This window comes from Okeania sp. SIO2C9 (assembly GCF_010672455.1).
Lineage (GTDB): Bacteria > Cyanobacteriota > Cyanobacteriia > Cyanobacteriales > Microcoleaceae > Okeania.
In genome coordinates, this window is the sequence record NZ_JAAHGO010000002.1 from 1 (window position 1) to 19774 (window position 19774).

Below are 19774 nucleotides of genomic sequence, written 5' to 3' on the forward strand. Positions count from 1 at the left end.
CGATTTATACTTCTGTTGGCAACAAGCTAGACTATCATTCCAAACCACACGGACACAGCCAAATAGCTTGGCGCTCTCGGTATTTTTGTCCCGGCGTTGGATATATACGGTACTTAAATCTAGCTTTTATAACTTGACGCATCAAACTAACAACATGATAACATATTTATTGAAAAAAATCAACCCGCAAGCAATAAAAAGTCGCCCGCTTATGGGCGAGGCTTGAGACCCATTTTTTCGGTCAATGAGGCCACTGGAGAGATTGTTAGTGCTGTGGTCAGTACCAATGATGTTATACCAAATTCAAAAAAGGTGATTATATCATGTCCGGTTGAATACTTATAAATAACTATTAAGGATTCAGAAGTCAGTATTCAGGAGGGGAAAAAGAAGAAGGAGGAGGAAAAAGTTTTTTATCATTAATTATCACTAATTATCCGGACATGATATTACAGTATTAATCTCTAGATTTTCACCAGCAAACCAAACGACTGTAGCAATATTTTATGAAACTGGTATTAGTGATTTGGAAGTTTTTTGTGACTGACTAGAGATTCTAAAAGGTGACATTTGTCAAGTTTCAGGAGATGGTGCTTATGATCAGTATAGCGCTACGTGGCGTTGCTGAATAAATGTATGATTTCACAGGAATCAGCAGAGTAGGTAGAAAGGAGTTTTTCGGTGATTAAATAGGAAGAAATAGGTATAATTTGCATTATTGTTTTGGTTGGAAATTTACCACTAGTTGAATCTCATAACTCAAATCAGCAACGCCCCCTACGCAAATACACTCTTGACATTCCTCTGTTCCCAGATCCGGTGTTCCTTTACAAAGCAAATTTATTGTTCCAAGGGTCGCATGATACAGAATGGTAAACCCGAAAGTTATCAAATAGACGTAGAGAGTTATTTTTGATTTGAACATCTCTTTAAACATCTCAAAATTTAATCTTTTTTTAAGGAATTAATTCTTATTATAAAGTTAAGAAATTGGAAATAATAGCCAATTATACTCAATGTTTATTAAAATTGAAGAATGTAAACTTAATTTTCGGGTAGTGAAGAAATATATGGAACTATTGCAAGAGCAAATTATTGCTTTGAGTAAAAAAATTGAAGCAATACACAGCATTATTGAAAAACTGAATGATCAGGTATCAACCTTTATAATTAAACAGGAGGTAAATAAACATCCATCTACAGAAACTACTTCTAATCTGATACAGGTCAATGAGCTAAAACAAAAATATAACGGTTTTGATCTAGAATTAGAACACAAAGATGTGCTAGTAGATGATGACTATATGAATCAAGGTAGTCAAAATATGGATGGAGAATTAACATCAGAGATTCAAATTCAACGGCTAACAGCTCAATTGACGGCTGCTTATAATAGAATTGCTGCTTTAGAAGAACAATTACTTTCAAGAAGAATTAAAACTTAGATATATAAGGTAAATTAGATATGTAGGTAGGGTAAAAAGGGTAAAATAGGGGACTACAAATGAGTTAAAAACCTAAACTAAATTGAGATGTTTTATATTAAATAGACTTAAATAAATGCTTTTAACCCTCAGTAATTAGGTTAGCAAAATTAAACGTAAAATATACGGATGTTGTAAATTTCTCCAAACCTGGGCGGAATTCTGTATGTAGCCAATTCTATGGCTCTCCTAATAGATCTATCATACCATACCTATGATACTAAATCCGCCGAGCAAAAGGTACTTTTCAATCCTCTCTAACTTTTCTGCCCTCTGGTTTACCATCGTAATAAAGATACTCATAGATAGATAGCCAGATTTAGTGTAGCTTATCCTCTTCAAAGTTAACTTTATTTATGATCGGCTATCAGAATTTTCTTATTAGAATTATCTCTCCTGAGTCCTGAGTCCTGATTCCTGAATTATGCAATAACTAATTATGCGGATACTCTATTAGTTCGGAACAGACCAAGACCGCACTTTACCTAATGTTACAGGCATCAAGTCAGATACATCAATAGTAAAACGATATACTTTTTTTGCCCTCCTAGTGTTGTCTGGATTAAAAAACTTGAGCTTCACATCCCAACAGTTGCTATTGTAACGACAGAAAGGACTTTTTTCTACTTCTATACTGTGCAACTCCATACCAACTGCTACTGCTTCAGAAATAGAAGCTGTTGCTTGAAAAGCATTTGTCGCAGCAAAGTTGATGGCGCGATCACGATCTGCTTGTCCCAAATTGCGGAGGTCATAATAAACCCGTTGCAGAAAACTTCTTAGAGATTTTCGTATTGCCTCCTCTTCAGCTTCTTCTCGCTCTGCACTTACTGATGCGAGGGCACTATCAATCAGCATATTCACTGTCCAACCGTACATTCCTCTGGGACTATATATTTTTACCACAGGTAGAATTTGCCCAGAAAATAATTTCACAGTTTCGTCGCTCAACCTACCACTGATGCTAACCCTTTCGATGTAACCTTCATTGTCTTCTGCTTCAACCTCTCCTGCTAACATATTTTGCAGAGTTTCATAAATATCCTCGGCAAATGCGCCTACAGGTTGGAGAACATAAATAGGAGTTAATTCTATATTTAATGTCCAGATTAAAGATTTGGCTTCATATAAATTAGCATCTAGATAATTTGTCATCTGGCGAGCATCATCAGGGTTCGCAGGAACTTGAACTCCTGAAATAACTCTTGCTGGCATTAACTGTTTAAATGAATCGCGCCGTGCTTCTGTGCCAAAATCATAACCCACTGTTCCCAAAGCATAAATTTTGTTGGAAGTAGTACTGGGCGTAATACCATTAGTAAGTTGAGTGGTTGTTGTTTGGTCGTTATCTTTTTCTTTTGGGTTTAATACCCTGCCATCTACAGGGTCATTGGTTGTGGTTTTAGTCCCTATCCACTCCTTTCTCCTTCCTTCTTCCTCCTTCCTTCTTCCTTCTGAGGCAGTAATACTTGTTTGAGCATTTGTCAGCTTCTCCTTATGTTCTTCTACTAGAGCAGTAACTACAGAGACTTCATCTTGAATAACTTCTGAAGCAGAAACCGCCATATCTTCTGATATTACCTCGGCGGTAGAAACTTCCACTGCTGCTAACTGCTTTCCTGTCAAAAGTTGAAACGCTCCAGCAACATTGAGCTTACCTAACATACAGCGTTCGACCTCTTCAGTATCTTCCAAAGTACAGGGAATAGCAGTATTTGTTAATGCTGCTCGTATTGCTTCTGCATCTGGAGCTGCTCCTTGCTGTAATTGCAAACTCATTAGAAGTGCCGAAATACCTGTTACCATTGGTGCAGCACAACTGGTACCTTTATTACGAACAGTTTCTTCTGTTCCTGGTTGAGCACCAAGAATATTTTCTCCGGGAGCAATAATACCTTGTTTTTGGTACTGCCCACCCCAGTTACTAAACTTGAAGACTTGCCCATTATCTTTCATTGCCCCTACTGACATTACTCCAGGCAAGATAGCGGGAAGGCACCAACATTCCCCTTTATTGTTTCCAGTCGGAGCAACGATTAAAATATTCTTTTCCAGAGCTTGATGTACTGCTTTTTCCAGTAGTTCGTGAGCAACGCCAGTTTTGCTAGGGCGACAGGCAGCACAGTGAATAATATTTGCCCCTAAATCTACGGCCAGGTTAATGCCACGAGCTAAATTTATAGGATCGACGTAGTAGTCATTACCATAACCTATGGGAATATTAATACCCCGACATTTGTAAGCAATACCTTCGACAGGAGTACCTGGTTGTCCGAAAATGTTACTAAAAACATGAGTAGCGTGGAAAGCTGCCCCAAGGACTTCTCTGGTGAGTTTGTCTGGGATAGCTTCTTTTAGTTTTGCCTCTCTGACATCATTCTTTTCATCCGAATTTTGGATTTCTCGAAAAATGTCTATATATTTGGAGTCAAATTCTACTGGTTGTTGCCAATAAGAGTTGATTTTTGTGACGTTAGCTCCTTGAAAGCAACCTCTATCTAGATCTGCAGCTCCATCTAGGAGAACTACAGTGATGCGATCCTCGCCTCTGGTATGCTTCCAAAGTTCCTTTAGTCCAGGGATATCTGCAAAATCTGGCACAATTTAAAGTTAATTTTTAATTATATTTTCAGACTGAGTATACACCTAAACATAATACTTGAGAATATTTTTGGGAAAAAAATTTTAATAATTGTCACCCTGATTCTATTGCTGTTAACATTAGACATCTCCAGAAAAGAGGCAGTAGGCAGTAGGGGCGATTCGCGAATCACCCGTACGGCAGTAGGGGGAAATAATTGATAATTTCTGTATGATAATTTCTGTATGATAATTGATTTGATTTTTGATTATCGCAAATGTCTATTATAATTGTTAAATTGAATGTATAGTCAGGAATCATAAATATGAGATTACCTAAACAAACACCTCCAGTGAAAAGACCCGATCTGATTTCTCCCAGTCTAGCAGTAGATGTGGTTCATGGTCGCGGTGAAGACCTAGTAAAAATTCGTATGGAATTGATGCATGGGGCTAATTATAACGATCCAGCTCCCTATAATTATCCGACTTACAATCAGCTCAAGTTCTCTGGTTGGAATTGCTGAGAGTTATTTTCACCTGTATAGTCAGGTGATCGCTAATCTTGAAAAAACTTATAATGTTGTTAAATAAGGATAATTATGTCAGAGCAAACATCCCAAGCTTCTCAAAACTTCAGTAACAGCGAAAATCAAGATCTATCTGAGCAAGAACAAAAAATTATGATGCTGGCAACTGGTCTGGAAGACTACGTACGTTGGAAAATTATGTTCAAAGACCAGAAGAGGGAAGACGATAAACCTTTCCGTCGCGGACGCATTTGGGCTTAATATTGAATCCAGTAGCATTGGTATAATTCAGTATTGAAATTAAAAAATAACAGTCAAAATTAGGCTCGTAGTTGGGCTTTAGCCCTAAGATAAGTATTTAAAGGGCTAGAGCAAAACTACAAACAAAAATTTTATTATAACTAATCATCCAAACATGGTATTACTCACCAAGCAAACGGATTTGATATTAATAAATTAACACTTAAAATCTTGATGCCAAACTATTTATTTGTTGCTAAATAGACATTCCCAGAAATTAAATATTACTATCTTCCTTCCAGTTAATAAATTTTAACTTCCAAATTTCCTCCTTCTTCCTTATTCCTTCTTCCTTCTTCTCTCTTCCTTCTTCAATACATCAAAAACTATGACAGATCTTCGGAATTTATTAAACCAATTAGCCGCTAAAGAAGCACAGTTAAATAATATTCAATTTCTAGCACCTTGCGTAGGAGGTGGGCGAGTTAAAACAAGAGTAGCAGGAATAGTTTATACCTTTCAAACTCAACCCAAAAAATTTGAATGTTGGGGAATTTTCCAACCAATTAATGATAAAATAGGATAATTTGTAGAAGAACCAAGTTTACCTCAAGTAGAAGAATATTTCCAATTTTTGAAACCTCTGAAATTATTTCTTGCCTGTCAATTAAAAGGGCAAAAATGACTAGCATATCCAACTAATGAATTTGATGCTAAACAACGTTTTGGTTTTGCTAAACCTATAGCAGTTCATCTAGTAACAGAAGGAGCTATGTTTGAGCCAATAATTGCTAGATTTGATGGTAGTTCCTGGTGGTTTGAAGATATCGATCGCCGTGCCGATCCTTTTGTTGCGGAACAGTTGCGGGAAGCGTTCAAAAATATTACGCCACTCAAAGAAGTCAGGTTTAAGGGGATAACTCCAGAAATGAAAACAGTTTATGACTTAGTAGCACGACAAAAAGAAGAGTTTATGAAACAAATTCAGCAGCAAAAGGATGAAAAACAACTGCGTGAAGCGTTAGAAATGGGAGGGGATGAGTTGCAAAATTTTCGCGATCGCTCTATTTATTGGTAGGTAGAATGGGTGACAAGGGATGGGGAACGCCATACTTCTGCTATTAATAAAAATGATTTGACGGTGGTGAGTGCTGGTATTTGTCTGAGTGGGGGCAAAGTGTTTGTATGCCAGATGGTAGTTTCTGGGTACATTTTATTTCTAACAGGACTTACGCAGAGACTCTACATATAGCGAGGGCGCCATTCGGAGCTTGGCGGAACGCCAATACCATTCACCCCCTACAAATAGTGCTTTAAAAGTCACTTTGCGTAAGTCCTGTCTAAATAGAAGTGATCGCGACTGGAACAAAGTAGACGATTTGGAGAGTATTTTGAGTGGATACGCAGTCTTAATGTATTATAGTCCGGTTAAATACTTATAATTAAGATAGTAGGGGAGTGGGGGAGTAGGGGAGTAGGGGAGGCCGGGAAAATAGAAAGATTTACTGTTGAAGCACTCATGATAAGTTTTTTCCAGATCGCTCTTATCCGGACATGATATTAGAGATGGCTTCGTGATCAATCGCAATAACAACTATTCAAGCAGACTGAATATGATTACCCTGATGTTAGTAGTGCTGCAATTGTTGCTACTTTCACTACTGTTTCTAGTGCTAGTGCAATTGTCAATGGTAGTTTTGAAGCAGGATTCAATTGATGGATAACAGAAGACCTAACCGTAGACATTTTTTCCTTTGACTGTTAATGGTGCGGGTGTTTCACCAGGTTTTGGTTTGTTTACCGAAAAATTGTGGGTATGCGCCTCCCCTTGGATAGGGGATAATAAAAAAAATTTTTCATGAATTTGTCAATCCTCTCCTTGAAAAGAAGAGGTAATTATTCATTATTCATTATTCATTATTAATTGTTGAAAAGCGCTCCCACAGATGGATCTCTTGCTGCTTTGCATGGTTTTGATGGCAACGACCTAGGTACAATAAGTATCACTATTCTAGAACTAGACCAGAGAAAAAACGATCCGACGTTGGTTAAAACACCACTACGAAGATCACCAAAAGCGACGTATTACAGCGGTTTTCATTTGGGTAGACCACAGTAGGGACGATTCGCGTTTGCGGAGCATTCCGTAGGAAATCGCCCCTACAAAGTTTTGCTTGTGAAGATGTGGTTCATCAAGAGCGAAAAGCGCTGTAAACAACATATTCGTTAGTGCTTGAGGGTGGCTGCGTACTCCTAGGTATGGTAACAAATATCACATTTACTTTAATCAAAAGTGAGCTTGCTTACCAGTTAAGCGCTGAAAGCGTTTTAATTAGATTTGTGGTAAGTCCTAGACTTCCTGGATGTACTACCCAATAAAAATTTTTGATAATTAATTTGAATAGGTAATAATACTACAATTATACCTTAATATCCGGAAATAGTTATGTCGCTTCATAAAAACTTAATAATTACCCATTCCATAGCAATACAGCTGATTGCGAGCTAGCTTAGTGCTGAGTGCTACTTCAATAAATAGGGTTTGGGGAAATATTTTTCCTTAAACCTCTTTTTTTTGTCAATGCAAAAAAGCTTTAGACATCTTCAGAGTAGGGAGGAGGGAGTGTAGAGTAGGGAAGAGCTAAGAGATAATTTTGTGTACCTCACCATCTTCAAAAGGTCTGTAAATATACTTTTTATACTTATACCAATATCTCACAACTCCTAGACTTCCTAGATGTACTACCCAATAAAAATTTTTGATAATTAATTTGAAGATGTGATAATACCAAAATTATACCTTAATATCCGGAAAGAATTATGTTGATTCATAAAAACTTAATAATTACCCATTCCATAGCAATACATTAGAATCTCCACTCCTAATAGATTTGGCTGATTTTTACTACGAAAAACACCGTAGACATTTTTAAAGATTCGGTAAAGTAGAGCACAAAGGGGTTGCAGATTTTTCGGAGGGGGAGGTAGATTAGATTTGTACGCAATCAAAATAAACTTTCCAAGGAGATTCAATCATGTTGAAAAAGCTTTCCATTGTTAAACAACTATCAATAGCTACAGCAACAGTAGGGTTAATGACTGTAGGAGCTACTTTCGCTCATACCCAAACTGCTAATGCCGCTGCTATCAGATCTGGATTTGACTCAAATACCCTGCAACGAAATGATGACGGTTCAACAGGTCAAGTTTCAATAGGTTTTGATGTTGATTTCTACGGTCTTATGTTCGACCAGTTGTATGTCAACAACAACGGAAACATTACATTTGACTCAACTTTGAGTAGTTTCACACCATTTGATCTGACTAGCACAGGTCAACAAATCATTGCGCCATTTTTTGGAGATGTAGATACTCGTGGTCCAGGCGAAGCTGTAACTTACGGTAGTGGTACTGTAGATGGTCGTGCTGCCTTTGGTGTCAACTGGGTTGATGTTGGCTTTTTCTTACAAAATGAGCCACTAAATAGCTTTCAGTTGGTATTGATAGACCGCTCTGAAACTGGCGCTGGCAACTTTGACTTTGAGTTCAACTACGATGAAATTCTCTGGGAAAGTGGTACAGCTAGTGGTGGTAATTCACAAGGTTTAGGTGGTAACTCTGCTCGTGCAGGTTTCTCAAATGGTACTGGTAACCCAGGATCATTTTTTGAGTTAGCTGGTTCCGCAGTTAACGGAGCTTTTATTGATGGAGGAAGTCAGGCATTAGTCAGCAATAGCCTCAATAGTGATGTGCTAGGGCGCTATGTCTTCTCAGTACGGGATGGAGAAGTTGAATTTTCAGATCAAGTTTCAACTCCTGAACCTGCTTCTATCTTAGGTTTGTTAGCAATAGGTGCTTTAGGCGCAACTTCCCTGAAACGTAAGCAAAAAGAAGAAAAGTAGGTTCACAGGTCTAATTTCTGGCAAACCTACGTCAATTTTAAAACCTAACTTGATTATACCTACAAATATTTGATTGTCAACAGATGCACCTAAAAAAAAGATTATGGGGCATCTTTTTACTTTCTTTCTTTACCTTATGTAGGCTAAAAATATTACCAATGCTTTAAAGCGATCGCTTTCTTCTTCCCAGAAGGCGATCGCTCCACCAATAACCCATCCGTTACTAACCTAACTTTTGGAAGTCGCCACTACATCTATAGGACTAACTTGAAGAGGTAATAAGACAACGATCACACCTTAAGTTCCGGGGCGTTGGTGATTTGAGGTATGATATCTGTCTGGATCAGAGTGCGATAGAACTCCGTTCCGCTTACCCCACAAAAAAAACTTTCTCCTTATACTTGGGGTTTCTTCTTCTTTCTTCCCTCCTGACTCCTGACTCGGTCCTCCTGACTCCTAAGTAATTAAGATTAATATCATACCCTAATTCAGCAACGCCAGTTCCGGAAGTCGCCACTACATCTATAGGACTAACTTGAAGAGGTAATAATACAACGATCACACCCAGCTTTTCAAGTCGATAGCTCCGTATATGACACTATTGTGTTAGACCATGCTCAAGATAATGGTTGTGAAGTCAGGCAAGAGACAGCAGTTACCAAAGTAGATATAGAAACATACCAAATTCAGAGTTTACATTTAAGCAATGGAGAACAAATTAACGCCCGTTACTATGTTGACGCTTCAGGACATATTGGCGTATTAAGAAGAGTGTTAGGAGTAGAAACTACAATTCCCACAAAATTACAAAATATTGCGATTTGGGACTATTGGACAAATGCAGAATGGGCTGATGAAATTGGTGTAGGGGGTACAAGAGTTCAAATAACGATTTGCCCAAAAAGATTCATCTTGGGAAATTAGCGGTTACAACTGAAAATCTCCGCCGTAACACCAGAAATTCAATCATCCTGAAAAAATTTTGGTAGTGGGTCAAGGAAGTGTGGGAAGTGTGCTCCGGGTGGGAAGTGTGGTCTGGGTGGGAAGTAGAAGGAATGACTGTAGCTGTATCTTTTTGTGCAAGTCTGCCACTGATCATAGCTTTTATCAAAATAATATGGGTCGCGCAACCCCGCCTTTTAAGGCGATCGGGTTTTTGGAGCGGGGCTTAAATCCCCGTTACAAAAATAACTTCTGTACGGGCGAATGGCCATTCGCCCCTACTGACTTCTGACTTCTGACTTCGTTAAGGTCTGATCTCAAATCCGGTTAAACAGTTATAGAGCTGATTGCGAGCTAGCTTAGTGCTGAGTGCTACTTCAATAAATAGGGTTTGGGGAAATATTTTTCCTTAAACCTCTTTTTTTTGTCAATGCAAAAAAGCTTTAGACATCTTCAGAGTAGGGAGAAGGGAGTGGAGAGTAGGGAAGAGCTAAGAGATATTAATTTTGTGTACCTCACCATCTTCAAAAGGTCTGTAAATATTACTTTTTATACTTATACTAATATCTCACAACTCCTAGACTTCCTAGATGTACTACCCAATAAAAATTTCTGATAATTAACTTAAAGACGTAATAATACCACTATTGTACCTTAATATCCGGAAAGAGTTATGTAGCTTCATAAAAACTTAACAATTACCCATTCCATAGCAATACACTAGAATCTCCACTCGTAATAGATTTGGCTGATTTTCACTACCAAAAACACCGTAGATACTTTTAAAGATTCTGTAAAGTTGAGTACATAGTTATTGCGGAAATTTCTGGGGAGAGTGTAGATTAATGTTGTAGGCAATAAAAATAAATTTTCCAAGGAGATTTAATCATGTTGAAAAAGCTTTCAATTGCTGCTGCTGGCTCTGCAATCGCTACTTTGACTGCTGTTTCTGGTGCTAATGCTGTTAGTTTCTCAGGTTCTGGTGGTCTAGTTCCTCCTGTTGGTACTTCTGGTTTATTTGAAAGTTCCATTACTGTCACAGACGATATAACAATTGATGATATTTCTATTGATTTTAATGACCTTACTCATACATGGAGTGGTGATTTAATTGTAGATTTAACTTACGATGATGGTGCAGGAACTGTTATTACAGCAGGTGTATTTGATAGTGTTGGTGGCCCTACTGATTTGAATGGAAATTACACTTTTGCTGATGGTGGTAGTCAGTTTTCTCCTGCTCTTCCTGGAGGAATTTCTTCTCCTGATGATAGCTTCTTAGATGCTTTCGCTGGTATTAATGTAGCAGGTACTTGGACTTTAAGTATTCTCGATCAATTTGGTGGCGATAGTGGTTCTCTAGGTAGTTGGGATTTGAATGTTGAACCAGTTTCAACTCCTGAACCTGCTTCCTTGTTCGCTTTATTCGGAATAGGTGCTTTAGGTGCTACTTCCCTGAAACGTAAACAAAAAGAAAAAGTGTAGGTTCACAGGTCTAATTTTTTGCGAACCTACCTCATCAAATAAAACCTAGCTAAATTATATCATCAAACATTTGTTTGTAAGGGTGAAATCTACAAAGCATTTGTACGCGAAATATGTATGGGTATCATTTACTTATGCCCATACATTACTATGAATTACAACTATAACAATCATGTCCAATAAAAATTATGATGTGGCAATTATAGGTGGTGGACCCGCAGGTAGTACCACCGGAACTTTGCTCAAAAAATATAACCCTAATTTAGAAGTATTAATTTTAGAAAAAGCCAAATTTCCCCGCGATCATGTAGGAGAAAGTCAACTGCCTCAAATTAGTGCTATTCTAGAAGAAATGGGATGTTGGCATAAAGTAGAAGCAGCTAACTTTCCCATTAAAATTGGAGCTACTTATCGTTGGGGAAAAACTTCTCAACTGTGGGATTTTGATTTTCTCGCAGCAACAGAATTTCAAAATGAACCCCGCCCAGCTAAATACAAAGGACAACGCAAACAAACAGCTTTTCAAGTCGATCGCTCAGTATATGACAATATTCTGTTAGACCATGCTCAAGATAATGGTTGCGAAGTTAGACAAGAAACAGCAGTTACCAAAGTAGATGTAGATATAGAAACAGACAAAATTAAAAGTTTACATTTAAGTAGTGGAGAACAAATTAACGCCCGTTATTATATTGACGCTTCAGGACATATTGGTGTTTTAAGAAGAGTTTTAGGAGTAGAAACAACTATTCCCACAAGATTACAAAATATAGCTATTTGGGACTACTGGACAAATGCAGAATGGGCGGATGAAATTGGTGTAGGGGGTACAAGAGTTCAAGTTATGAGTTTAGCTCATGGTTGGATTTGGTTTATTCCTCTAGGTCCCACTCGTACAAGTATTGGTTTTATTTGTCCGGCAGAACATTACAAAAAACTCAAAAAGCGACCAGAAGATATTTATCAAGAAGCCCTCAAAAGTGAACCTCGTATTAGTGAATTAATTGCTAATGCTACTAGCAGAGGTAAGATTGAAACAACAAAAGATTGGTCTTTTCTCTCAGAAAAGTTAGTAGGAGAAAATTGGTTTTTGGTAGGAGAGTCAGCAGGTTTTGCCGATCCGATTTTAGCTGCGGGTATGACTTTAACTCATGTGAGCGCTAAAGAAGCAGCTTATACTATTTTAGAACTAGAGCAGGGAAAACACGATGCTACTTGGTTAAAGCAACATTACGAAGATAACCAAAAACGACGCATTAAACAACATATTCGTTTTGCAGATTATTGGTATGCTGCTAATGGTCAGTTTAGCGACTTACAAAAACACTGTCGAGATATTGCTAAAGATGCAGGACTAAAATTAACTCCTGAAGCAGCTTTTCGTTGGTTATCTCAAGGTGGTTTTACGAACGATATTTTAGGTCAAGCAGTTATTGGTGGTTTTGACCCTACTTCTATGAAACAAGTAATGCAAAGATTTGCCCAAAAAGATTCATCTTGGGAAATTAGCGGTTACAACATCTTTAAACTAAATCTTGAGGGTGCAAAACAAGAAGATTTACCTGTATATAATAATGGTCGCATTGAGAAGATAAAATCTTATGTTAAAGATGAACAAAGACTACCATTAACAGGTTTTTATGCAGCATTAGTGAAAATATTAGAACGTACTTCCGATATTCAACAAATATCAGCCTTATTAAAAAAATCCTTAAGTTCTCAATATTCACCACAACACGCTCAAGTTGCCTTTAACCATGCCTTACAATGTTTAGAAGTCATGGTTTCTGAAGGATGGGTAACAGCAAAAATAGACAAGAAAAAACCAAAATTACAACTTTCTACTCCTAGAGAAGGAGCTTTAATTCATGCTCATTCTTAGTAATCTCAAGAGTATGTAGCAGATTCGGGATTAATGTGGTACAATTGATGGGGTAAATATTTTTTGCTTGTTCTAGACCCTACTGCCCATCTTCGGTAGGACTGACCGACCTTGTATGCAACTTCCCTACCTATTTTCATCAATATATGTACTTCGTGTCTGTTGAAAACTACAGTATCTTTGACATCCTCCCGACGCTGCTCTCACGAGACAGCGCCGGATTGCCTAGCATCACTGTTAGGGACTTTCTGTTTCTAACGCACCCCCATAAACGAGATTTACTCCCCTCGGGTCTAAAAGCGCGCTCCACAGTACGTCGCCAATCCGACGGCTCCCCTAGACACTGCTCCTGCTTCATAAAACCGATATAATGATTTATTTACATTAGCTGTAGAAAGTCTTTGTTTGTAGTTGGGCTTTAGCCCTTACAATACTTTATAGCCCAACTACAAGCTAGCGATCGCCTATAAGCAAGGTAAACATATAAAATCACAACTGCATCGCAGAACTATAGAATCCCAAATAGTTGTGATGGCGACGATAGGAAGCAATCGACCTGCGCCCCTGAGATTCTCTGCGGTTCTAGTTGCTGCGGACTTGGATATGGTAATTATCAGGATTTGATATAGCAGAAGAAAGAAGGAAGAGGGAAGAAGGAAGAAGGAAAAGTATTACGTTATCTGAGTTTTAAGCTTTTTATCTGTCCTAACCTTTGCTTCGACTGCTATATCAGTCCTTACAATATTATGAATGGGCTAAATCCCAAGTACGAGCCTGACAACAACTGCCGGAAATTTTTCCATCCATCAACAGCATCAAGATTAGAAGCTACTCCTTTTTCCATCAAAACCACACCATCTGCAAAACCAGTAATTCCATATTCACTAGAATTATATAGTTCTTCAATTCGAGGTATAATTTTTTCTAGTCGTTGGCGATCGCTCCATCCCGCAAAATTTAATTTTGATTTTCCTTGCTCCTCGATCCTGAAGCTTGAACAAGCGATCGCTATTTCAGACAAGCTAGTTTTCCAGCTTTAATGAGCTGATTTTATATATTTCCACAGGAGAGAGAAAATCGTCTCTTTCTTGTCTGGTAATATGTAAGCATTCAGCTATCAGCAGTCAGCTATCAGCAATTAGTAATGAATAATTACTTATCAGGTTTTGTTATGGGACTTTGGCAGTAACTTTTTATTATATTGAAATAAGGAAAACCAACTATGAAAATTCGTTGTATCGCCAACACTGGCACATCTCTTCCAGAAAATTATCTCGATCCTGCGGTTAACCGAACCACAGAAACAGTCTTTCGATTAACAGTAGGCAAAGAATATGTTGTTTATGCTATTGATGAAGCAGAAGGAAATGTTTGGTACTACATTTGCGACGATAATTTTATCTATTATCCTCAGAAACATTGCGCCCCATTATTTGAGGTAGTCGATGACCGAGTATCCAAATACTGGCGCTTTAAACTCTGGGAAAATGGTTTATTAGAAATAGCTTTTCCCCACTGGTTGAAAGACACCTATTTTTATGAGAAATTAACAGATCAAGAACCTGCAGAAGTAGATTTATTTAAAAGGATAAAAGCACTCATAGATATGGAAGCATAAACACCTCCAGAAGCAACAGAAACAACAGACAAAGAGTTAGTAACTGCCCCGGTTTAATTTTAGTAATCCAGTAGGGTGCGTTATATCATGGTCGGTTGAATACTTATAAATAACTGTTGTTAGGAGTCAGGAGTCAGGAGTCAGGATTCAGGAGGGAAGAAAGGAGGAATACACAGGAAATATTGGAGATAGGGTATTGATAATTTCAGTATTTTTTTGGTACTGTCGGTACCCGGAGTCCTTAAATTTTATTATAACTGATTATCCGTTAGCGTAGCTCCCCCGGAGGGGAACATGATATTAGGCGCTTACTACAAACTAAGGTTGAACTGTCAAATGTTACTTTGTGCCGTAACGCACCATTCAGTAGTTTGTAGCTATCTCAAATATCTCGCTCAGTTACGCTCCGCTAACACACCCTACTGGACTCCTTCTTCTTCCTTCTTCATTCTGTCTCCTGACTCCTGTCTCCTGACTCCTTCTTCAAAATTTTCCCATCCACCAACAGCATCAAGATTAGAAACAACTCCTTTTTCCATCAAAACCACACCATCTGCAAAACCAGTGATTCCATATTCACCAGAATTATAAAGTTCTTCAATTCGAGGTACAATTTTTTCTAGTCGTTGCCGATCGCTCTTAAATGCAACCCGATATCTATTCAACCGCCATAAGTCAACAATAATATATTCTACTTTTTCAACTTCTCTAGCATCATTTCTAAATTGCATTCTGGGGAACCGCAAAATTGCTCGACGACTTGATAAGTGAGGAATAATATAAGTTGTTGCTGCCACACTAGCATCATCAGGAATTTTTGCTAACAACGGTCGCATTTGACTAACGTGCTGCCATTGCTGATGTGCAGGTACATAAACCCAAGGTTGTACTGAATCTGGTACTAAAAAATAGAAGGTGCGATTAGGATTAGAAGTAAAGGTAAAAAATAGTGATAAGCAAATACAAACTACCCAAAAACGCTGAAACTTTGGTGATGGTATTTGTGAACTTTCAACTTCTGATTCTTTTTTTGCCCACCATAAAATTGCACCGTAGAATAATCCAGGTACTACTGTCATTGCGTAGCGAATAGTAATTGACAGTACAGACAAACCCTGAGCAGAAAATAATTTTAACAAAGGAAATCCTGCTATCATCCAAGAAGCGGGAGCAACAGCAGGCACAAATGCTAAAGGCAACCATTGACCTAATAAATATTTAATTGTGCCAAAGAATGGGGTAAAAATTTCTCCAATTAAACGCCAAGGGTTACTAATCATACCCCAAATAATTTCTAGAGTAGAAGCTTCCTCTCCTTCTGCATATTGACCGAATCTTTCCATCATAAATCTCTGGGAAATATCTTCGGAAAATAGAGGCATAATCAGATTTGTTAAAGCCACCATATAAACAAAACTGAGAGTACAAATAGCTAAACCTATTTTGGGGTAGCGTTTACTCAAAATTAGATAGAATCCTACTCCAAATAAAACTACTCCCGCATCCTCTCTTACTGCTAAGATTAATATTGCTAAAATCCAAAATAGAGACCATCGGCGTTTTTCCATTGCCAATAGTAGGCTAAATACAAATATAGGTATCTGACAAATATCATGGAAATTTGCGAGAGTAGGGCCAATTACTGCATTAGCACAATAGAAGCTAATGGTAATCATGGCTGATAAAGGTGGCTGGAGATAATGCCTAGATAAAATGTATAAAACTAAACCAGCACCAGTCACTAATGTGACTTGTAAAAAAGTGAGAGTTACAGGATATGGGAATAAAGCGTATATTGGCAACCATAGCAATAGAGCGGGAGTAAAATGTTGGCCTAAGCGGTGATAGTATACTTCTGGTACTTGGCCTTGGTGGACTACATTTGTAGAAAGAGCAGAAGAGAGAGAACTTTGAAAAAAACGACCGTGCATACTATTCCAAAAGACTTGGTTAAATATACCTTGGTCGTAAGAGGCGTAAAAACTATAATAGCGGTGCAAATTAAATAATAGACAGAGAACAAAGAAGGCGATCGCCGCCACAAGCACCACTCTGAGGGACTGATTTTTTTGCCAGCTAACCAACTTCATCCACTTTTAGCAATATTCAAAATTTAAAATTACATTTTTTTTGATAACTGAGACACGAAGTTCTGAGAGTATCCTCAGCAAACCTCCAACTGCTATAAACTTTAAGCTTGCAGTATACTACTTACCAGAAAATTATCCCTCACTTGAGTCATCATAGCCACTGGTAAGATTTATCTGTATTCTAGTACTATAAAATATCAATTATGTCAAGTAAGCATTAGATAATCTCAATATACTCTAGAAGGCGAATTGAAAGTATTAGTGTCACAATATGAAATAGATATTAAATTATCTCAGAAACTAATTTTCTTTTCTAGGCCATTAATAGAAAAATATAAAATTCATCCAATTAGTTTTTTAATCGTAAGTGGTAAACCCCGCCCCGCTTACAGCATAGGGCCAAGTATCTAGGTAGGCGGGAATATTCAATATGGATTACTACTAAATGGTAAATTATTCTATTTGCAAAAGAGATGCTAATAGCCTATCCCACTTACCTAGAGATTTTGTACAGGTGTCTTCAGAAAAATCTAATAATAATAGTAATCAGCAGGGATTTTTACAAATTTTATTGTTTATCAATAAACGTCCTGGCTCTCAAGAGCAAATTCAAGCCATTCGTAAGTCTCTCAACAATTTAAAAAAAGATTATGATTATCCTTTTGAATTTCAAGTCATTGACGTAGAAGAAAAACCCTATATGGCAGAGCACTTCAAGTTAATTGCTACTCCTGCCCTACTCAAAATTTATCCTGAACCGAGACAAACTCTAACTGGTACAGATTTGATTGCCAAATTGGAATATTGGTGGCCACGCTGGCAACGTTCCATCGCCGAATATTGGCACACTCATAACTCTCAACCTCAGTCTAAACAGGTTGTTAATCAAAAATTATCTGTTAGTTCCATCGACTGTGCTGCAGAATTAATGCAAATGTCAGATGAGATTTTTCGTCTCAAACAGGAAAAGGAACAACTTCAAGCTCAACTAAGATTTAAAGACCGTATTGTGGCCATGTTGGCTCATGATTTACGCAACCCTCTGACAGCAGTTTCATTGGCTCTAGAAACTTTAGAATCAACTCAAAAAACTGCTAATAGTGAGTTTCCTAGAAGCTCTCCAACTCTTATGGAAAGGCTAATTAAGCAGGCACGTTACCAAGTTCGTGTGATTGACAGAATGATTACAGATATTCTGGAGAAACCAAAAGGCAAAAGTACGCGGTTACAAATTCAGCCCGAAAAATTAGATTTGGGGGCATTGTGTAGCGAGGTGATAATTAGTTTTCGAGACCGACTTAAGTCAAAAGATTTGCAGTTGAAAACGGATATTCCTAATGATTTACCGTTAGTTTATGCTGACCGAGAAAGAATACGTCAGGTAATAGTTAATTTGCTAGATAATGCCATTAAGTATACTCCTAAACAAGGAAAAATACAGGTTTTAATCCTCGATCGCACGACTCAAAAGATTCAAGTGACAATTTGTGATAGTGGTCCTGGTATTCCTAAAGAAAATCACGGTCGTATTTTTGAAGATAGTTTTAGGCTCAAGCGTGATGAGTCAAAAGAAGGTTATGGTATTGGTCTAGCTCTATGTCAGAGGATTATTTTATCCCACTATGGCAAAATTTGGGTAGAGTCTAGTCCAAATAATGGTAGTTGTTTTAAGTTTACTTTACCAGTTTATCGGTGAAGAGATGGGGAGATGGGGAGGTGGGGAGATGGGGAGATGGGGAGATGGGAAGATGGGGAGATGGGGAGATGGGGAGATGGGGAGATGGGGAGATGGGGAGATGGGGAGATGGGGAGATGGGGAGATGGGGAAATATTTGGTAATAGTTGAAGATGGAACATTTTTTGATACCGAATTAAACAGATTTGATATAAAATATCACTTCTAACTTTTAACTTCTAACTTTTAACTTTTGACTTTAGTGAATGGGGAGATGAGGAGATGGAACATTTTTTGATACCGAATTAAGCGTATTTGATATAGAATATCACTTTTAACTTTTAACTTTTGACTTTTGACTTTTGACTTTAAATTCCACATTATGTCCAAAATGGATAGTTTTTCAGACTATTTTATGAGATTTTAATGGCAGTTGTTTTAGGTAAATTATCTATGCCTGCTAATATTGGACAAAATCAACCCTATATTCTTTCTGATGAAACTACTCAGTCTATGGTAGTTGTTGTTCCTGAACGAGGTGGCATTATTACTGACTGGCGTACTCAAGACCAAAAAATATTTTACCTTGATAAGGAACGTTTTGCTGACCCCACTCTTTCGGTGCGCGGTGGTATTCCTCTATTGTTCCCTATTTGTGGCAATGTGGTTGACGATACCTACACATTAGATGGAGAAAGCTACAAAATCAAGCAACATGGTTTTGCTCGTACCCTCCCTTGGGAAGTTACACAACAGTCTACTGAAAATGGTGCAAGTATTACTGTGACTCTCCGCAGCAGTGATGAAACTAGGGCAGTATATCCATTTAATTTTGCGTTGAATTATACCTACATTCTCAAAGGAAATACTCTAGAGATGCGATATTCTCACACGAATTTGTCTCAGAAACCTATGCCATTTGCTACAGGAATTCATCCTTATTTTGCTGTGACTGATAAGAGTCAATTAGAGTTTGATTTACCTTCCAATGAGTATAAACTTAAGGGCGAACAAACTGTTAATACTTTTTCTGGAGAGTTTGATTTTAATGCCGAAGAAATTGATTGGGCATTTGTAAATTTGTCGAAACAATCAGCGGTAGTTACTGATAAAAGTCGTAATTTAAAGTTAACTATTAACTACGATAGTAATTACTCTACTCTAGTTTTTTGGACTGTGAAAGGTAAAGATTTTTATTGTTTAGAACCTTGGACTGCACCTCGGAATGCTATGAATACTGGGGAAAGTTTATTAATTGCTGAACCTGGTAAAACTGTGGAAACAGTTATTAGTATGACTGCGGAAATTGGCTAGCTTTAAAAAAGCGGTCAGCATTTCAGCACTCA

Annotated in this window: 22 protein-coding genes; 14 read left to right on the forward strand and 8 right to left on the reverse strand. The window is 37.7% G+C overall.

The window, feature by feature from the left end:
* Both F6K23_RS41350 and F6K23_RS01355 read right to left on the reverse strand, forming a co-directional pair.
* Nucleotides 1-48, reverse strand: a 48-nt coding sequence (locus F6K23_RS41350; RefSeq protein WP_367267585.1) for a hypothetical protein, incomplete at its 3' end; no start/stop codon positions are given.
* Nucleotides 35-142 (reverse strand): helix-turn-helix domain-containing protein, encoded by a 108-nt coding sequence (locus F6K23_RS01355; protein ID WP_293149803.1) that lies wholly within the window; start codon nucleotides 140-142, stop codon nucleotides 35-37. The genes F6K23_RS41350 and F6K23_RS01355, both read right to left, overlap by 14 nt.
* 928 nt (nucleotides 143-1070) lie before the next feature.
* Between F6K23_RS01355 and F6K23_RS01360 the strand changes: the two genes are divergently transcribed.
* Entirely contained in the window at nucleotides 1071-1445 is a 375-nt protein-coding gene (locus F6K23_RS01360) for a hypothetical protein (RefSeq protein WP_293149805.1), read from the forward strand.
* Between the two features lie 492 nt (nucleotides 1446-1937).
* Here the strand turns inward: F6K23_RS01360 and F6K23_RS01365 are convergent, their stop codons facing one another.
* Nucleotides 1938-4085, reverse strand: a complete 2148-nt coding sequence (locus F6K23_RS01365; RefSeq protein WP_293149807.1) for a PatA/PatG family cyanobactin maturation protease — start codon at nucleotides 4083-4085, stop codon at nucleotides 1938-1940.
* Nucleotides 4086-4390: 305 nt separating this feature from the next.
* Here F6K23_RS01365 and F6K23_RS01370 point away from each other — a divergent pair, with 305 nt between their 5' ends.
* The 4 genes from F6K23_RS01370 to F6K23_RS01385 all read left to right on the forward strand — a co-directional run bounded on the left by F6K23_RS01370 (nucleotide 4391) and on the right by F6K23_RS01385 (nucleotide 5912).
* Nucleotides 4391-4591, forward strand: a complete 201-nt coding sequence (locus F6K23_RS01370; protein WP_293149809.1) for a cyanobactin biosynthesis system PatB/AcyB/McaB family protein — start codon at nucleotides 4391-4393, stop codon at nucleotides 4589-4591.
* Between the two features lie 75 nt (nucleotides 4592-4666).
* Nucleotides 4667-4855 carry a cyanobactin biosynthesis PatC/TenC/TruC family protein gene (locus F6K23_RS01375; RefSeq protein WP_293149811.1) on the forward strand — a complete coding sequence of 63 codons (189 nt, stop codon included), beginning with the start codon at nucleotides 4667-4669 and terminating at the stop codon, nucleotides 4853-4855.
* A gap of 367 nt (nucleotides 4856-5222) precedes the next feature.
* Complete coding sequence (locus tag F6K23_RS01380; RefSeq protein WP_293149813.1) at nucleotides 5223-5420, forward strand: hypothetical protein; 198 nt, start codon at nucleotides 5223-5225, stop codon at nucleotides 5418-5420.
* A gap of 186 nt (nucleotides 5421-5606) precedes the next feature.
* Complete coding sequence (locus tag F6K23_RS01385; RefSeq protein WP_293149814.1) at nucleotides 5607-5912, forward strand: hypothetical protein; 306 nt, start codon at nucleotides 5607-5609, stop codon at nucleotides 5910-5912.
* On the opposite strand, the gene F6K23_RS01390 is transcribed toward F6K23_RS01385, so the two are convergent.
* Both F6K23_RS01390 and F6K23_RS01395 read right to left on the reverse strand, forming a co-directional pair.
* Entirely contained in the window at nucleotides 5903-6046 is a 144-nt protein-coding gene (locus F6K23_RS01390) for a hypothetical protein (RefSeq protein WP_293149816.1), read from the reverse strand. The genes F6K23_RS01385 and F6K23_RS01390 overlap by 10 nt on opposite strands.
* A 405-nt stretch (nucleotides 6047-6451) precedes the next feature.
* Nucleotides 6452-6580, reverse strand: coding sequence for a hypothetical protein (locus tag F6K23_RS01395; RefSeq protein WP_293149818.1), 129 nt, complete (start codon nucleotides 6578-6580; stop codon nucleotides 6452-6454).
* A gap of 1289 nt (nucleotides 6581-7869) precedes the next feature.
* Between F6K23_RS01395 and F6K23_RS01400 the strand changes: the two genes are divergently transcribed.
* Nucleotides 7870-8736: a nidogen-like domain-containing protein gene (locus F6K23_RS01400; RefSeq protein ID WP_293149820.1), complete on the forward strand. Its 867-nt coding sequence runs from the start codon at nucleotides 7870-7872 to the stop codon at nucleotides 8734-8736.
* A 370-nt stretch (nucleotides 8737-9106) separates the two neighbouring features.
* Here F6K23_RS01400 and F6K23_RS01405 read toward each other — a convergent pair whose 3' ends face one another.
* Nucleotides 9107-9298: a hypothetical protein gene (locus F6K23_RS01405; protein WP_293149822.1), complete on the reverse strand. Its 192-nt coding sequence runs from the start codon at nucleotides 9296-9298 to the stop codon at nucleotides 9107-9109.
* Nucleotides 9299-9339: 41 nt separating this feature from the next.
* Here F6K23_RS01405 and F6K23_RS01410 point away from each other — a divergent pair, with 41 nt between their 5' ends.
* The 4 genes from F6K23_RS01410 to F6K23_RS01425 all read left to right on the forward strand — a co-directional run bounded on the left by F6K23_RS01410 (nucleotide 9340) and on the right by F6K23_RS01425 (nucleotide 13045).
* Nucleotides 9340-9660, forward strand: a complete 321-nt coding sequence (locus tag F6K23_RS01410) for an NAD(P)/FAD-dependent oxidoreductase (protein ID WP_293149824.1) — start codon at nucleotides 9340-9342, stop codon at nucleotides 9658-9660.
* A gap of 58 nt (nucleotides 9661-9718) precedes the next feature.
* The gene (locus F6K23_RS01415) at nucleotides 9719-9970 is read left to right on the forward strand and encodes a hypothetical protein (RefSeq protein ID WP_293149826.1); all 252 of its coding nucleotides are present in this window, start codon (nucleotides 9719-9721) and stop codon (nucleotides 9968-9970) included.
* A gap of 596 nt (nucleotides 9971-10566) precedes the next feature.
* Complete coding sequence (locus F6K23_RS01420; protein WP_287242281.1) at nucleotides 10567-11163, forward strand: proprotein convertase P-domain-containing protein; 597 nt, start codon at nucleotides 10567-10569, stop codon at nucleotides 11161-11163.
* Between the two features lie 172 nt (nucleotides 11164-11335).
* Nucleotides 11336-13045, forward strand: coding sequence for an NAD(P)/FAD-dependent oxidoreductase (locus tag F6K23_RS01425; RefSeq protein WP_293149829.1), 1710 nt, complete (start codon nucleotides 11336-11338; stop codon nucleotides 13043-13045).
* A 736-nt stretch (nucleotides 13046-13781) separates the two neighbouring features.
* Here the strand turns inward: F6K23_RS01425 and F6K23_RS01430 are convergent.
* Nucleotides 13782-14066 (reverse strand): hypothetical protein, encoded by a 285-nt coding sequence (locus F6K23_RS01430; protein ID WP_293149831.1) that lies wholly within the window; start codon nucleotides 14064-14066, stop codon nucleotides 13782-13784.
* 201 nt (nucleotides 14067-14267) lie between these two features.
* Here F6K23_RS01430 and F6K23_RS01435 point away from each other — a divergent pair, with 201 nt between their 5' ends.
* On the forward strand, nucleotides 14268-14663 hold the full coding sequence (locus tag F6K23_RS01435) for a hypothetical protein (RefSeq protein ID WP_293149833.1): 396 nt from the start codon (nucleotides 14268-14270) through the stop codon (nucleotides 14661-14663).
* A gap of 419 nt (nucleotides 14664-15082) precedes the next feature.
* On the opposite strand, the gene F6K23_RS01440 is transcribed toward F6K23_RS01435, so the two are convergent.
* Nucleotides 15083-16753, reverse strand: coding sequence for a DUF2079 domain-containing protein (locus F6K23_RS01440; RefSeq protein WP_293149835.1), 1671 nt, complete (start codon nucleotides 16751-16753; stop codon nucleotides 15083-15085).
* A 445-nt stretch (nucleotides 16754-17198) separates the two neighbouring features.
* Here F6K23_RS01440 and F6K23_RS01445 point away from each other — a divergent pair, with 445 nt between their 5' ends.
* From F6K23_RS01445 to F6K23_RS01455, 3 genes are all read left to right on the forward strand, one after another.
* Nucleotides 17199-18449, forward strand: coding sequence for a histidine kinase (locus tag F6K23_RS01445; RefSeq protein ID WP_293149837.1), 1251 nt, complete (start codon nucleotides 17199-17201; stop codon nucleotides 18447-18449).
* A gap of 4 nt (nucleotides 18450-18453) precedes the next feature.
* Complete coding sequence (locus tag F6K23_RS01450; protein ID WP_375340720.1) at nucleotides 18454-18657, forward strand: isopentenyl pyrophosphate isomerase; 204 nt, start codon at nucleotides 18454-18456, stop codon at nucleotides 18655-18657.
* Nucleotides 18658-18854: 197 nt separating this feature from the next.
* A complete protein-coding gene (locus tag F6K23_RS01455; protein ID WP_293149841.1) occupies nucleotides 18855-19742 on the forward strand; it encodes an aldose epimerase in 888 nt (295 codons plus the stop codon).
* Nucleotides 19743-19774 lie beyond the last annotated feature (32 nt).

Coding starts and splice junctions, on each gene's coding strand:
- F6K23_RS01355 (WP_293149803.1), bottom strand. CDS start 142: ATGCGTCAAGTTATAAAAGCTAGATTTAAGTACCGTATATATCCAACG.
- F6K23_RS01360 (WP_293149805.1), top strand. CDS start 1,071: ATGGAACTATTGCAAGAGCAAATTATTGCTTTGAGTAAAAAAATTGAA.
- F6K23_RS01370 (WP_293149809.1), top strand. CDS start 4,391: ATGAGATTACCTAAACAAACACCTCCAGTGAAAAGACCCGATCTGATT.
- F6K23_RS01375 (WP_293149811.1), top strand. CDS start 4,667: ATGTCAGAGCAAACATCCCAAGCTTCTCAAAACTTCAGTAACAGCGAA.
- F6K23_RS01380 (WP_293149813.1), top strand. CDS start 5,223: ATGACAGATCTTCGGAATTTATTAAACCAATTAGCCGCTAAAGAAGCA.
- F6K23_RS01385 (WP_293149814.1), top strand. CDS start 5,607: ATGTTTGAGCCAATAATTGCTAGATTTGATGGTAGTTCCTGGTGGTTT.
- F6K23_RS01390 (WP_293149816.1), bottom strand. CDS start 6,046: ATGTACCCAGAAACTACCATCTGGCATACAAACACTTTGCCCCCACTC.
- F6K23_RS01395 (WP_293149818.1), bottom strand. CDS start 6,580: ATGTCTACGGTTAGGTCTTCTGTTATCCATCAATTGAATCCTGCTTCA.
- F6K23_RS01400 (WP_293149820.1), top strand. CDS start 7,870: ATGTTGAAAAAGCTTTCCATTGTTAAACAACTATCAATAGCTACAGCA.
- F6K23_RS01420 (WP_287242281.1), top strand. CDS start 10,567: ATGTTGAAAAAGCTTTCAATTGCTGCTGCTGGCTCTGCAATCGCTACT.
- F6K23_RS01425 (WP_293149829.1), top strand. CDS start 11,336: ATGTCCAATAAAAATTATGATGTGGCAATTATAGGTGGTGGACCCGCA.
- F6K23_RS01435 (WP_293149833.1), top strand. CDS start 14,268: ATGAAAATTCGTTGTATCGCCAACACTGGCACATCTCTTCCAGAAAAT.
- F6K23_RS01440 (WP_293149835.1), bottom strand. CDS start 16,753: ATGAAGTTGGTTAGCTGGCAAAAAAATCAGTCCCTCAGAGTGGTGCTT.
- F6K23_RS01445 (WP_293149837.1), top strand. CDS start 17,199: ATGGTAAATTATTCTATTTGCAAAAGAGATGCTAATAGCCTATCCCAC.
- F6K23_RS01450 (WP_375340720.1), top strand. CDS start 18,454: ATGGGGAGATGGGGAGGTGGGGAGATGGGGAGATGGGGAGATGGGAAG.
- F6K23_RS01455 (WP_293149841.1), top strand. CDS start 18,855: ATGGCAGTTGTTTTAGGTAAATTATCTATGCCTGCTAATATTGGACAA.